This window comes from Kitasatospora sp. NPDC047058 (genome assembly GCF_040643935.1).
In the GTDB taxonomy this organism is placed as follows: Bacteria; Actinomycetota; Actinomycetes; order Streptomycetales; family Streptomycetaceae; genus Kitasatospora.
Genome location: NZ_JBEYVJ010000192.1, coordinates 1 through 13508, shown reverse-complemented (window position 1 = coordinate 13508; position 13508 = coordinate 1). Strand labels below are relative to the sequence as shown.

At 69.9% G+C, this 13508-nt stretch carries 11 protein-coding genes and 1 pseudogene; 5 read left to right on the top strand and 7 right to left on the bottom strand.

From position 1 onward, the window contains the following. A partial coding sequence (locus ABZ885_RS25030) for a hypothetical protein (RefSeq protein WP_360192693.1) occupies window positions 1–615 on the top strand: 615 nt, incomplete at its 5' end. 119 nt (window positions 616–734) lie between these two features. Here the strand turns inward: ABZ885_RS25030 and ABZ885_RS25025 are convergent. The 4 genes and pseudogenes from ABZ885_RS25025 to ABZ885_RS25010 all read right to left on the bottom strand — a co-directional run bounded on the left by ABZ885_RS25025 (window position 735) and on the right by ABZ885_RS25010 (window position 2346). Further along, the gene (locus ABZ885_RS25025) at window positions 735–962 is read right to left on the bottom strand and encodes a hypothetical protein (RefSeq protein ID WP_360192690.1); all 228 of its coding nucleotides are present in this window, start codon (window positions 960–962) and stop codon (window positions 735–737) included. Further along, window positions 959–1747, bottom strand: a pseudogene (locus ABZ885_RS25020) (NUDIX domain-containing protein); the annotation flags it as partial. The gene ABZ885_RS25025 and the pseudogene ABZ885_RS25020, both read right to left, overlap by 4 nt. 18 nt (window positions 1748–1765) lie before the next feature. Further along, window positions 1766–1906, bottom strand: coding sequence for a hypothetical protein (locus ABZ885_RS25015; RefSeq protein ID WP_360192687.1), 141 nt, complete (start codon window positions 1904–1906; stop codon window positions 1766–1768). A gap of 113 nt (window positions 1907–2019) precedes the next feature. Continuing rightward, on the bottom strand, window positions 2020–2346 hold the full coding sequence (locus ABZ885_RS25010; protein ID WP_360192684.1) for a MazG-like family protein: 327 nt from the start codon (window positions 2344–2346) through the stop codon (window positions 2020–2022). Window positions 2347–2645: 299 nt separating this feature from the next. Between ABZ885_RS25010 and ABZ885_RS25005 the strand changes: the two genes are divergently transcribed. The 3 genes from ABZ885_RS25005 to ABZ885_RS24995 all read left to right on the top strand — a co-directional run bounded on the left by ABZ885_RS25005 (window position 2646) and on the right by ABZ885_RS24995 (window position 5188). Then, the gene (locus ABZ885_RS25005; protein WP_360192681.1) at window positions 2646–3218 is read left to right on the top strand and encodes an HAD family acid phosphatase; all 573 of its coding nucleotides are present in this window, start codon (window positions 2646–2648) and stop codon (window positions 3216–3218) included. Between the two features lie 258 nt (window positions 3219–3476). Next, window positions 3477–4880 carry a UDP-glucose/GDP-mannose dehydrogenase family protein gene (locus tag ABZ885_RS25000; RefSeq protein ID WP_360192678.1) on the top strand — a complete coding sequence of 468 codons (1404 nt, stop codon included), beginning with the start codon at window positions 3477–3479 and terminating at the stop codon, window positions 4878–4880. Continuing rightward, window positions 4877–5188 (top strand): hypothetical protein, encoded by a 312-nt coding sequence (locus ABZ885_RS24995; RefSeq protein WP_360192675.1) that lies wholly within the window; start codon window positions 4877–4879, stop codon window positions 5186–5188. Before ABZ885_RS25000 ends, ABZ885_RS24995 begins: the two co-directional genes overlap by 4 nt. A gap of 382 nt (window positions 5189–5570) precedes the next feature. On the opposite strand, the gene ABZ885_RS24990 is transcribed toward ABZ885_RS24995, so the two are convergent. Next, window positions 5571–7928 (bottom strand): glycosyl hydrolase family 28-related protein, encoded by a 2358-nt coding sequence (locus tag ABZ885_RS24990; RefSeq protein WP_360192672.1) that lies wholly within the window; start codon window positions 7926–7928, stop codon window positions 5571–5573. Between the two features lie 337 nt (window positions 7929–8265). Here ABZ885_RS24990 and ABZ885_RS24985 point away from each other — a divergent pair, with 337 nt between their 5' ends. After that, window positions 8266–8478 (top strand): hypothetical protein, encoded by a 213-nt coding sequence (locus ABZ885_RS24985; protein ID WP_360192670.1) that lies wholly within the window; start codon window positions 8266–8268, stop codon window positions 8476–8478. Between the two features lie 57 nt (window positions 8479–8535). On the opposite strand, the gene ABZ885_RS24980 is transcribed toward ABZ885_RS24985, so the two are convergent. Both ABZ885_RS24980 and ABZ885_RS24975 read right to left on the bottom strand, forming a co-directional pair. Then, on the bottom strand, window positions 8536–10218 hold the full coding sequence (locus tag ABZ885_RS24980) for a beta-propeller fold lactonase family protein (RefSeq protein ID WP_360192668.1): 1683 nt from the start codon (window positions 10216–10218) through the stop codon (window positions 8536–8538). A gap of 318 nt (window positions 10219–10536) precedes the next feature. After that, window positions 10537–13455, bottom strand: coding sequence for a hypothetical protein (locus tag ABZ885_RS24975; protein WP_360192665.1), 2919 nt, complete (start codon window positions 13453–13455; stop codon window positions 10537–10539). Window positions 13456–13508 lie beyond the last annotated feature (53 nt).

Genomic DNA, 13508 nt, shown 5'->3' with positions numbered 1-13508 from the left:
GCGGGCGGCGCAGCGACCGGTGCCGGGGCGGGTTCCGCGGCGGGTGCCGGAGCAGGCGCGGGCAAGCCGGCGCAGGACGCGGCGAACCAGGCGATGGGCCGCCTCCGCCTGCCCGACACCTTCCTCGGGATGAAGCGCGACGACAACGCCCCCGAGACCGCGGTGCTGCGGAAGCAGGTCGAGGCCGCGGTGCGGGAGGATCCGAACCAGCACGCCGTCGTGACGGCCTACAAGAGCGGTCAGTTCGGGGAGAACCATGCGATCGTCGTCGCGGTCGAGAGCGACGTCCCGTTCTCCGAGAAGGACCGCGCGGACGCCCTGGCCGAAATGAACGACGGCTCGGTGGACACGCCGGGCATGAAGGTGACCCACGGCGAGGTCAAGGACGTCGACCCGGGACCGCTGGGCGGCGTCATGAAGTGCAAGGTCACCATCACGAAGACCGAGTCGACGGACCCGTTCGGCAACAACCTGTTCAACGCGACCAGTTGTGCCTGGCTGGACGGCAACACCTACGTGACCGTCAGCGAGGCCGACGGCATGACCGGCCTCGACCTCGCCAAGGCCGCCGAAAACGCCCGCCGGCTCCGCGCACAGGCGGAGACCCGCCGGTAGCACGCCCCGCCCAGAGGGCCGCCGCCGAACTGAAACGGCCGGCCGATCCGAGGATCGACCGGCCGTTCGGGCGCCATCGGACGTCGCCGGGGGAGTGTCGCCCCCTCCGAGAAGGGCGGTCAGCGCGGCAGGCACGGTGGCGGTGGATCGAGGCGGACGAGGTGACGCTCGGTTCCGCCGTCCGGCCGGTGCACGGTCCGGTAGGCGTACGGGACCGTGCTGTCGGGGAAGACGACGACGCCCTCCTCCACGACGGGCTCCTCGTCGGCGATGGCGCGCAGACACACGTCGGCGTCGGCCGGCAGCTGCGGTACGGTCGGCCGTCGGTGCCGGCCCATCGCGCTCACGCGCCGACCAGGGCGCCCGGGTCGAAGGGTTCTTCGTCCCAGCCGTGGGTGGAGAAGCCCCGGCCCCCGGACAGGTAGAAGCCGAGGGCGGCGTGGGCGGTCGGGAACATCGGCAGCGGCAGCGCGTCGGCCGGGGACCAGGTGACGGCGAGGTGCTTGTCCGGCTCGGTGTTCGTCAGTTCGCCGCACCAGGCGGTGGCGAGGAACACGCTGAGCAGGAAGGGCCCTTGCCCGTCCCAGCCCTGGCGGACCTGGACCGTGTGGACGAGCCGCAGGTCCTCCGCCCCGACGAGCAGGCCGGTCTCCTCCCGCAGTTCGCGGGCGGCGGCCTCGTCCAGGCGCTCACCGACCTCGACCTTGCCGCGGGGGAAGTTCCACACGCCCGGGTTGACCGTCGAGCGCATCCCGAGGACACGGCCCTGCGGGTCGGTGACGAGGAAGCAGCCGTAGGAACTGGGCCGCGCGATGGTGCCGATGTAGCCGCCGACCGGCCGCCAGCCGGAGAGGGCCAGCCGGCCGGCGAGCCACTCGATCACCGTGCGCTGCCCGTCACTCGTCGGCGGCAGCCCGTCGGCCGGAGCCCACCGGTAGTCGTCGTGGTCCGGGGAAAGGGCGACCGGGGTGCCGTCCGGAACGACGACGGTGAAGACGAACTGCCGTACGCGCAGACCGCGCTGGTCGGTGAAGTCGAGGCTCCGCGTGTACTCCAACGGCAGGCCGTTGAGCCCGGTCGCCGCGGCCAGCTCCCGGGCGGCGCCGGCCTCCATGCGCTCGCCGTCCGCGCGGCCGCCGCCCGGGTACTCCTACCGGCCCGGCACGACGTCGTGCGCGGCCCGGCGGACCACCAGGACCCGGCCGGAGGCGTCGCGGATCACGACGCCGACGCCGATCCGCTCGATTCCGTCGCGGGCGGCCAGGTCGGTCAGTACATCGAAGTCGATCATTGGAAGCTCCTCGATCTCTGAACAGGCCGGGGTTGTGGGTGGCCGACGGACTGACCGGTGGCCGGCGGCCGTCGGCAGCGGCGAGCCCCTGCCGACGGCCTGCGTCCGGGCGCTCAGGCCGTGACGCCGTCGTTCGTGTCACGGGCGGCGACCGAGCGGAGGTGCTCCTCGAAGAATCTGCGGGCGTCGCCACCCATGCGTGCGAGCATCACCAGTGCGGACAGTGCCACGTCGCAGGTCTCCTTGCGGACGTCGTCCCAGTCGTGCGAGTAGCCCTTGCGGGGATTGGCGCCGAGTGCCCCGATGACGGCCTCGGCGACCTCTCCCGCCTCCTCCTGGAGCTTGAGGGCCTGCACGGTCCACCGCTGCTCGTCGCTGCGGTCGAAGTGTGAATCAAGCTTGTCCGCAAGGGAGTTGACAATCTTCCAGGTCTCTTCCATGGGTGAGGATCCTGCCCCTGTTCGAATGGCTCGATCAAGCCGGGCGGTTCCCGGCGAGCCCGGGTCTTTTCGATTTCCCGCCGGGCACCCGGTGGTTGCCACGCCTGCCGGCTCGACGCTTCCGAAGACTGGGCGTCAATTCGCTGTAAAGGATGAATGTGTGACTCCCGGTCGACGCTGGGGGTGATCAACATCGCTCAAAACTCTTCATGTCCGCGACACCTTTCCTTCGTTCGAAGGCCCTTCTGTGCAGGTCAACTGTCCGGTTGGAACGTCTTTCACCGAAGGGAACAGGGTTGATGCCCGTCAAGCTCGTCCGTGCCGCGGTTCTCGCCGCGCTCACGGCGGTTGCCGTACCCGCCATCTCGCTTGGCACCGCCGGCGACGCAGGAGCCGCCGCCTCCCGACTGCCCGGCTACTCGACGTGGCAGGCCGACGTGAAGAAGGCCGTGGGGCCCGCGATCCCGTGGCTGCGCGACCGCGCCGGTGAGGGTGGTGGCAACCTGGCCATCGTGCTCGACATCGACAACACCGCGCTGGAGACGCACTACCACCCGGGCAATGCCAACGTGCCGGTGCTCAGAGTGGCCCAGTGGGCGAAGGACCACCACATGTCCGTCCTGTTCGTCACGGCCCGCACCTCCTCGTCGTCCGCCCGGCAGGAATTGACCGACGCCGGATACCCGGTGGACGCCATCTGCACGCGTCGGCACGGCGAGAGCAAGGACGATGGCAAGGCCCGCTGTCGGGAGGAGCTCACGAACGAGGGCTACCGGATCACCGCCAACATCGGCAACCGGCCCACCGACTTCGAGGGCGGCTACTACGAGAAGGGCTTCAAGCTGCCCTCGTACGACGGTCAGCTCTCCTGAGCGCCGGCCCCAGACGATTGGCCGGCCCGGCGGAGAACGCTCCGCCGGGCCGGCCGGGCATCGAGGGAAACGGCTCCACCCTCGACGGGCTCGCGTAGCACGGGGGGTGGACCCCGGCCACAGGCGCTCGCCGGAGCATCGCCAGGACCCGCGGGGAGGATCAGTCAGCCCCTGGGTGGTCCGGGAGCCCGTCCAGTTGCCGGTAGCGTCATGGGTACACCGAGTAACGGTGTGCCCCTACGCAGACAAGGACCCTCCATGCGTGTCTCCGTGATCGGCTGCGGCCACCTCGGCATCCCGCACGCGGCGGCGATGGCCGAACTCGGCCACGAGGTCATCGGCGTGGACACCGACCGCGAGAAGATCGCGCGTCTGAACGCGGGCGAGTGCCCCATCTTCGAGCCCGGCCTTCCCGAGCTCCTGGCCATGCACATCAAGAGCGGGCGCCTGCGCTTCACCACCGACGTCACCGAAGCAGCAGCGTTCGCCGAGCTGCACTTCATCGGCGTCGGAACCCCCATCGACGCCGACGGCCGCTCCTACGACACCGGCCAGGTGTTCGGTGCCGTCCGCCAGCTCGCGCCCCACCTCACCAAGGCCTGCACGATCGTCGGGAAGTCGACGGTCACCGTCGGCACCACCGCCGAGGTCGCCGCGCTCGCCCAGCGACTGGCCCCCGCCGGCACCGCGGTCGAGGTCGTCTGGAACCCGGAGTTCCTGCGCGAGGGCCATGCCGTGGAGGACACGCTGCGCCCGGACCGCGTCATCGCCGGCGTCACCGGCCCCGAGGGCGAGAAAGCCATCCGCGCGGTGTACGCCGGGATCCTGGATGCCGGTGTGCCGCTGTTCGTCTGTGACCCGGCGACCGCCGAACTGGCCAAGGGCGCCGCGAACACCTTCCTCGGCCTCAAGATCAGCTACATCAACGCGGTCGCGAACATGTGCGAGGCCGCAGGCGGCGACATCACCCGGATCGTGGAGATCCTCGGGATCGACCCGCGGATCGGCGCCGGCGGCATGCAGCCGGGCATCGGCTACGGCGGAGGCTGCCTGCCCAAGGACGTCCGGGCGTTCACCGCCAGCGCGAAGCAGCTGGGCGCCGACGATGCCGTCGACCTGCTCCTCGCCGCCGAGAGGATCAACGAGTCCCGCACCGGCATCGCCATGGACCTCATTGCCGACGCCCTCGGCGAGAAGCCGCTCCGGGGCGCCCGGGTTGCCGTACTCGGCGCGGCGTTCAAGCCCAACACCAGCGACGTCCGCGAATCCCCCGCCCTGGCTCTGGCCCTCGCCCTGCACCGGGCCGGTGGCGCGGTCACCGTGCACGACCCGCAGGCCGTGCCCAACGCCATGGTCCGCAACCCGGAGCTCGACTACACCTCGGACCTGCCGGCCGCACTCACCGGCGCCGAGCTGGTCGTCCTGGCAACCGAGTGGCCCGAGTACCGGCAAGCGGACCCCGGCACCCTGGTGGAGCTGCCGGCTGACCCGCTGCTCGTCGACTGCCGCACCACCCTCGACGCGGATCGCTGGCGGACGGCGGGCTGGCGCGTCCACCAGCTCGGCCGTCCCAATCCGGAAAGCAGGGTGTCCGTGGCCGTTCCGATCGAGGACGTGCGGCGGGCCGTCGCGTCGGGAACCAATGGGCAGGTGCCGCAGTGACCTTCCCCACCGAGGTGCCGACCGCCGAACAGTACGACGCCGCCCGGTTCTTCGTCCTGACCAGGGAGCGCTCCGCAGGGCAGCTGCTCCGGGGCGGCGAGCGCGAAGTCGTCTCCATCTACGGCTCCTGGTCGAGCCTGATGACGAAGTGCCTCGTCCGGACCCGGTTGGCCATGGACCGGGGCGACCTTGCGGAGGCTGCCCGCGCCTGGGCCGTGGTTCTCGAAGGGATCTCGTGGTGGGCGTCAACTCCCGAGTTTCCCGAGGTGTTGCGGGAGGCAGGCGCCGCCGCCAGAGACTGGGGCTGACCGGTCCATCGGTTGCAGTCGCCGCTCGCCCTGCTCTTCCGCAGGAATCCGGTATTTACTGCAGCACCACCCTGACGAGCCAACAGGTGCGAGAGATCCAGTGAGCAGAACCGCCGCTACCACCAACCCGGCCCGTACGGCCCGACTCAACCTCGAATCACCCTGCGCTACATACCCGTTCGCCGTAGCTATACGAGAACAGGTCCTCATCCCGCGGCACAGGGGCACCGCCTGGCTCCGGGAAACTCCAATTTGTCGAGCCTGCCTAGATACTGATACGGCTTGAGCGGCTTGAGGAGTCGCTTGTAGCAGCAGAGGGCGCCGACCAGAGTCCGAGGAAAGGCCCGGTAGTTGCCTGGTTTCCAGTTCCCTCCGCCTCCGCTTATTCCAGTAGATTCGCCTTTCTCATCTTGGCAAGAAGTGCGTTGAACTCTCCCCTCAGCCCGGCAATGTCCGTCGCTGCCGAGTCTGGCTGGCCTTTCGCGCGCTGAGGAAGCGGTTCAATGACCCATGCATTTTCGGGAACATCCAAGTCATAGAGCGTCTGCCATTCCAGGTCTTTGTCGGAAGTCACGCCGCCAACATTCCGATTCCAGCTCGGCTCATCATCGCCGGAGTGATTGTCCAGCGGGTAGGGGTGGCCGCCGGTGTAGGCGGTCAGCCGATACACGTGGCCACGGCCATTGGGGCTCGCCGGCCTGACAACTTCCCCAATGCGGTAGTGGTGATTATGAACCCAGTCGGAGCCATCAGCCTTTGGTCGCCTTCCGCACAGAGCCTTCACCGCCCAGCCGATCCCACCTTGGCGCTCCTCCGTTGGTCTTCCGGTGGCATTGAGAAGCAGATCACCCGGGCTGTAAAAATCGAGGCGCCTGCCGCCATGCGGCACGGTGAAGGGAGTTCCGGTATAGACAACCCCGATTCGCCGCTCACCAGGGCCGGGGTCTCCAATCCAGGCATCCGGAAGCATCAGCCCACCAGGAACCGGACCGTTTTCGTACGAGTTCTGGTAGTACGTGAGGCAATCCACCCCGGCCGTGAGGGACGTTTGAAGCCTGCCCTTGATCTGCGGAGTAACCATGTCTGCTTGGGTGCGAAAGAAGGGATTCTGGCTGGCCGTATCCGGCTTGTCATAGCCGTAATCCTGAATGATCGTGGAATCATCCTGATCAGACCCAATACAGTTGAACGCTGAGACCTTAGGCTTATATTCGCCCTCACACTCCCACACCAAACCAGCGAGCTCTTGCAGCACTTGCCTGGCCACCTTCGGGAAGTCAGGCATACCCTTCTTTTCGGGAGGTAGGCCGCTCACCCCAAAAGTATGCCCGGCATGAATTGCTCGATACACGTATCCGTTCCCGGGTGTCTGCCGCTCGCCTTCTTCGATGTCGACCCCCGCATCGGCGATCCAATACTTGTGCACTGTGGAATAGTTATTTTGTACGCGGAGTCCAGAAGGCCCCTTCCCGATAGGATTGAAGCCCCAAAACTTTGAGTCAGAGGTGGTGTCTATATCTCCTCCAATGACAGCGATATTTCGACCCTTGAATACCGATGGTGCATCGGCTTCGGCGTAGCAGCCGACGTACACGGAGGGCCTCGGGCTGCCCTCGCAGCTAAAGTTTCGGCGTCGGTTTGCTGCAGTGTGACACGAAACGAAGGTGCAGCCCAAGAATGAATTGTCGTAAATCCCATCACGCCCATTTGATGTGGCATCAACGTTCATAACTAGCATGGTGCTGGCGTTGTCGTTGCCCAGGCCGCCGATGTCAAGCCCATTTTGGCCATTGCTGGTAAGGCGGCAATCACGTATCTGCACGCCGCTGGCGTTGACCACCGGTGCGACCTCGCTTGAGGATATCGCTATGCCGTTGCGCCTGAAACTGACCACGCTCATTCTCTCGATGCATGATCCGGTCGCCATAACTCGTATGCCATCCATCTGCGGAGCCTGGAAGGTGGCGGCAGGCATCCCTTGAGCGGGGATCGAGTGGAGGGCGAGCTGACGAAGCACAGCATAGTCCGCACGGCCGCGAGGGGGCGTCATGGACAATCCGGTTGCATGGCCCACCAGGGCAATTGCGCAATAAACGGTCTCCCCGGCGACTGCACCGATTCCGACCCAGTGAGAAAGGTTGAAGTTTCCGTATTTGACATCTGCGAGTATGCGACTGGTTTCGTCATGATAGGCAAGGCCAGCCCCCTCCAGAATGCAACCGTTCGAGATAACGAGAGGCTTCTTGATGCGGTAGTCTCCCGGCGGGAGGTAGACGACACTGCCGTCAGTAGTTCCGAGTCGCATCGCGCAGTCCAGGGCACTTTGGATCGCGTCTGCGTCGTCGGCCTTTTCGTCGTCATGGCCGTTTCCCACTGCTCCGAAGTCGAGCACGTTCAGTCGCGTGTCGCGGCGGGGACGGATCGTCACCGCGCCTGAAGCATCGCAGTCACCGATCCAGTTCGGAGCGCTCACGCATTCTTTACTTGCAGCGCGGACGAGCTGTCCCGAACTGTCGATGCCAACCGCGCCGGACTTGCCGAGGCCCAGGCCGCGGGTGAAAGCGCCACTTATTTGAACTTTGACGTTGACTTGGGGATCCACCGCTTCCAGCGCAACCCCGAAGAACGGGCTGCTATGCATCTCCTTCTCGGTAGCAGGGGTGACGGTGCGTGATCCTGTGGTGCCGACCACCTGGCCGGCTGTGATGCGCCGTGCGGCTTTCATGTTTTCGATGTCCATCGGAACGTCCCTGCCGTCGAGGCTTCGCCGGTCGGACGGGTCGGCGTGAGCGCGGCCGAAGCGCGCGAGCACCCGACCTCGGGGGCGAATGTCGGTACCCTTCGGCAGTGCACGCAACACAACACCGTTTGGGGGCCTTTGCGCTATTCCCCCTTTCCACGCTAGGCGTGACCACCAGTCTGCGCACTTCGCCAAGGCCCGATGGCTGTCCCGACCGTGATCATGCTGATCAAGACCGAGTGCATCCACGGCCGGGAGTTCGCCACCAGAGCTGTCTCCAACTACCTGACCAGCACCACACCGAAGCAGTTGGGAGCACGATGTCGACATCGGCGGCGTGAGCGTCCAGGCCGACCAGCGCCGGGAGCAGCGCACCGCTGTTTCCGATACCGATCAGCAGGGTGCCCAGCTCAAGTGCACCCGGACCACGGGTGCCCGGGGGCGGCGGGGCCTGCGGGGCCCGCTCGACGCTCGGGAGGTCCAGCTCGCGCAGCTCGTCGATCAGGTACTGCAGCTGCTCCTCGGTGTATTCACCCGGTACGCCAGGTGACGGTATTCCAGCAGCTGCCTCCGGCTTCTCGCCAAGGGCCCGGGCGGTGGCGGGGCGTCAGAGGGTCTCGGCGTCGATCGCCGAGACGGTTCGGTCGGCCATGTTGGCCACGTAGACGTGGCGGCTGTCCGGGCTGACCGCCACTCCCCAGGGGCTGGTGCCGACGGTGACGGTCGCGGTGACCGTGGCGGTGGCGGTGTCGATCACCGAGACCGACCGGGAGTGGAGGTTGGTGACGTAGGCGCGGCGGCCGTCCGGGGCCACGGCCACGCCGATGGGGTTGTCGTCGACCCGGATCGTGGAGAGCACCTGGCCGCCGTCGGCGTCGATGACGGACACGTTGTTCGAGCCCCCGTTGGTGACGTAGACGTGCCCGCCGTCGGGGGCGGCGGCCACGGCCGTGGGGTTCTTGCCGACGGTGACGGTGCGGATCACCTGGTTGGTGGCGGTGTCGATGACGGCGACCGTGCCGGCGACGATGACGGTGACGACGAGGCGGCGGCCGTCCGGGGTGACCGCCAGGCCGGTGGGGGTGATGCCGACCGATACGGTGGCCGTGACCTGGCCGGTGGTGGTGTCGATCACGGTGACGCTGCGGGCACCGGCGGCGTAGGCGTGGCGCCCGTCCGGGGCCACCGCGACGGTGACCGGGGTGTCGACCGGGACGGTGAGGGCGACGTGGTCGGTGGCCGTGTCGATCGCCGACACCGAGCTGTTGGGGGTGGGCGCGACATTGCCCGCGTTGGCGACGTAGACCCGGCTGCCGTCCGGAGTGGTCGCCAGCGCCCAGCAGTTGGCGCCTGCGGTGACCGTCTCCGCGACCCGGTAGGTGGCGGTGGCGGCGATCACCGACACCGTGTTCGCCCCGACGTTGGTGACGTACACGCGGCGGCCGTCCGGGGCCACCGCCGCTCCGAGCGGGCCGGCGCTGACGGGGATGGTGGCGGTCACCCGGTTCGTGCCGGTGTCGACGACGGACACGCTGTCCGCACCCGCGTTGGTGACGTAGACGCGGCGGCCGTCGGGGGCCGGTGCGACGCCCGCGGGGTTGGTGCCGACGGGGACGGTCCCGACGACCTGGCCGGTCGCGGTGTCGATGACGGACACGGTGTTCGAGCCGGCGTTGGCCACGTAGGCGTGTCGGCCGTCGGGGGCCGGTGCGACGCCCGCGGGGTTGGTGCCGACGGGGACGGTCCCGACGACCTGGTCGGTCCCGGTGTCGATCAGCGAGACGGAGTCCGCCTCCGGAGTGGTGACGAGGACCCGCCGGCCGTCCGGGCTCACCGCCAGGCCGCGCGGGGCCGCGTCCAGCGGGACGGTCGCGGTCACCTGGGCGGTGACGGTGTCGATCACCGACACGCTGTGCGAACCTGCGTCGGCGACGTAGACGCGCAGCCCGTCGGGTGCCACCGCGATCCCCGTGGGGTTGGTGCCGACGGCGATGGTGCCGGTCACCCGGGCCGTCGGGACGTCGATCACCGAGACGGTGTCGGTGCCGGAGTTGGGGACGTACGCGCGGCGGCCGTCCCCGGTGAGGGCCACCCCGCGCGGGCTGCCGCCGACCGGAATGGTGGCCGCCACCAGGCCGGCGGCGGTGTCGATCACCGAGACCGTGTCCGAGCCCGCGTTGGCGACGTACGCGCGGCTGCCGTCCGGGGCCAGGGCCACGGCGCGCGGGCCGGTGCCCACCGGGATCGCGGGGCCCGCTCCCTGGCCGTCGGAGACCTCGATCACCGACACGAGGTCCGCGCTGGCACCCGCCACGTAAACGCGGCGGCCGTCCCGGGATACGGCGACCCCGCGCGGTTGGCCGGTGACCCCGACCGTGTCGGTGGCCGACGCGGCTAACGGAGTCGTCGATTCGGTGCCCGTCGTGCCCATGGCCGCCTCCGGTTCGTGCGCTCCCCGATGCGTGTGCTCCCCGGTTCGTGCGCGCCCCGCAGCGGATTCGCGGGCTTCCGGCAGGATTGGCGCGCGTACGAACCGCCCCTCGTTCCCAGCATGGCCGCTGCCCGCAGCACCCGCAATCGGCACCCGAGCCGCCCGCGCAGGCACCACTCAGGGCGACCCCCGGAACAGGAGCACCACCGACTGCCCCTCGGCCAGCGCCGCCTCCAGCTTGCCCTGCAGGTTGCCGACCGGATCGGGCCACCGGGCCGGGTTGTCGGGGAAGTAGCCGGTGGAGATCAGGCCGTCCGGGCTCGCGGCCCAGAGCAGCTCCCCGTCCGACCCGATGAGCTCGGCACCCCGCCCCGACCGTCCGTAGACCGCCGACCGGACCAGCACGGCGTGGACGTATTCGCCGTACACCGAGCGGAACTTCGCGGTGATCTCCGCGCGCAGCGCCGCGTCGGCGGGCGCGGCCGACGCGGTCATCGCCAGGTACCGCGCCCGGTCCAGGCCGTACGTCTCGGCGATGCCGAGCCGCTGCGCCCACTTCCACGCCTCGTCGGGGTAGTTCGCCCGGCCCAGGACGTGGCGGTCGAAGTGGTCGTTCAGGTTCTGCGGGTCCCAGCGGAACGCCGTGAGCTCCGGGACGGCCGCGGCGAGCCGGCGGAAGTCCGCGGCGCGCGACTGCAGGGTGCCGAACGTGGTGATGTGCCCGCGCAGCCGGACGGGCTGGGTCTCCAGGAACGCGGCCAGCTCCCGGAGGCTGCCGCCGTCGCCGAGGAAGGTCCGCAGCGGCCTGAGGTCGGCTCCGCCCGGGCGCAGCGTGGCGAGGACCAGCGCCCGCTGCTCCTCGCTGAGGGCGTCGTAGGCGGTGTTGATCCGCCACGCGGTCTGCGGGGAGAGGTCTCCAGCGGCGGCCGTTCCGGCCGGGTTGCCGGCCAGTCCGAGCCGCGCCACCACGCCGTCGATCTGCCGGCGGCGGAAGCCCGTCCGGTCCTGGGCGAACTCGGTGTCCGGGAACGCGGGCAGGGCCGGGCCCGGTGCCACGGCCAGCCGTACCGAGGGCCGGCGGTGCAGGCCGGGGATCCGCCCCGCGGCGGTCCGCGCCGCCCCGGCGGCGATCGCCTTGGTGGTGCCGCGCATCGACACGACGGTCATCAGCCCGTTGAGGGCCGCCCGGGCCAGCACGCCGAGGATCCGGGTGAAGCGCTCGGCCTCGAACCGCCGGCGGCCCTCCACCGGCCCGAACTGCTGCTGCAGCTGCGCCAGGGTCCCCTCGGCCATCGCCGCGTCCACGTCCCGCAGCTGGACGTACGTGTCGTAGGAGAGCAGGAGCGAGTCGGACAGGTGCGTCCCCAGGTCGACGTAGAGGACGGCGTGCTGGAACTTCAGCAGTCCGTGCAGCCGCCCGGCCGTCTCGACGGTCAGCGGCGCTCCGGAGGCGATGGACCGGGTCATGCCCGTCGCGGCCCCGCGGGCGACCGCGCCTCCGACCGAGGCGAACGCGGTGGCCAGCGAGACCAGGTCGACGGCGGTCTCCCGGTCCCATTCGAAGGCGTCGTGGTGGACCCGTTCGGCGAGGCTGACGGCGCTGAGCACGCCCCCGGCGACGGCCCCGGCGAGCACGATCGCGCCGACGACGACCGAGGTCGGGGGGAACGCCAGTGCGGCCGCGGCCCCGGCCACGGCCAGCCCGGTGGCGACCGCCGACAGCCACTCCCAGGCCGTGCGCTGCCAGCTGTCGGTGACCGTGGCGAAGTCGAAGGGCTTGAGGTGCAGCCGGTCCATGCCGGGCCACTCGATCCGGGCCAGGATGCGGCCGGGCGGGTAGTTGCCGCGGAAGGACGTCCGGGCGTCCTCGAACGCGGCCCGCAGCGCCGCCTCGGGGCTGGGGCCGGTGCCGCGGTAGGTCCGGTAGAACGCGGGGTAGGTCAGGTCGATCAGCAGCCAGGTGTGCCCCGGGCCCTCCTGCTCGGCGGCCGGCCCGGCGAACAGCGAGATGGGCCGGCTCTGCGCGGTGCGGCGGTCGGTGAAGAGTGCCCGGACCGGGAACGGCCCGGCACCGGCCGTGCCGAGCAGCCGTTTCTCCAGGCCCGCCACCGCGTCCCGCAGTTCGCGGATCAGCGCCTCGTTGCGGACGGGGGCGCGTTCGGCCTGGCGCAGCCGGTCGCGGGCCGCGTCCAGGAGCGCCTGCGCGCTGGTGAACCAGACCGGTTCGGCACCGGGTGCGGCGGTGGCCCGTTCCAGAGCGGCCAGCTCCAGCGCCATCTTCTGCTCCAGCGGCTGGACCCGGTCGGTCCGGTGCTCGGTCACCGGCTGCGGGGAGGCGTCCTCGTAGCTCAGCCGGACCTCGCACTCGACCTCGTAGTCGCCGGCGTGGTCGAAGCGGTGGGTGAAGGTGGATCGGGACGGCTGGGGGTGGTCCACCGGCACCCGGCGCCGCTCGCCGTGCCGGTCGTACTCGATCCGGTAGACCCGCCACTGGAACCGGACGAAGGCGTAGACCAGCGCCAGTTGGAACACCGGCGTCCAGCGGTCGGCCTCGTCCACCCGCCAGATCTCCACCTCGGCGAGGTAGGTGGTGTCCGCGCCGACGGTTGCGCTGCCCTGGTCCAGCCGCAGGATGCGCAGCCGCGGCCACAGGTGGTGGCGCCGGGCCGCGCGCACGGTCACCTCCGCCACGTCGGTGGCCGGGACGGTGAAGTTCACGGTGAGGTCGAGGTCCTGCGGATTGCCCAGGTCGTCGAGCCGTCGCGTGCCCCGGTAGAGCTGCGCCGGGCTGTGCGGGCGGGCGATGGCGGTGTACTCGCCGGTGGGCAGGTCCACGACGTGCGGGCCGTCCGGAGCCCGGCTGGTGATCCGCAGCGTGCGCAGCGTCGGCCCCTCGCTGCCCGGGGCCAGGTAGTACAGGCGCGGGGCGCCCGCGCCGGCCGCCGTCAGGTACGCGCCGTAGCGGACCCCCGCCGGGTCGGTCCAGCCGGCAAGTGGCCACCGGGAGCGGATCAGTCCGCTGATCGCCGCGAGGCCCGGTCCCGGGGCGGCGCCGGTGGCCCGGTCGGTGGCGAGGTGGACACCCTGGTCGGGCACCGCCCCAGCGCCCAGCCCCGCCCCAGCGCCCAGCCCCGCCCCAGCGCCCAGCC

What these genes read in the sequence shown, in the direction of transcription:
- ABZ885_RS25015 (WP_360192687.1), bottom strand. Translation starts at nt 1,906, where the DNA reads ATGATCGACTTCGATGTACTGACCGACCTGGCCGCCCGCGACGGAATC.
- ABZ885_RS25010 (WP_360192684.1), bottom strand. Translation starts at nt 2,346, where the DNA reads ATGGAAGAGACCTGGAAGATTGTCAACTCCCTTGCGGACAAGCTTGAT.
- ABZ885_RS25005 (WP_360192681.1), top strand. Translation starts at nt 2,646, where the DNA reads ATGCCCGTCAAGCTCGTCCGTGCCGCGGTTCTCGCCGCGCTCACGGCG.
- ABZ885_RS25000 (WP_360192678.1), top strand. Translation starts at nt 3,477, where the DNA reads ATGCGTGTCTCCGTGATCGGCTGCGGCCACCTCGGCATCCCGCACGCG.
- ABZ885_RS24990 (WP_360192672.1), bottom strand. Translation starts at nt 7,928, where the DNA reads ATGGACATCGAAAACATGAAAGCCGCACGGCGCATCACAGCCGGCCAG.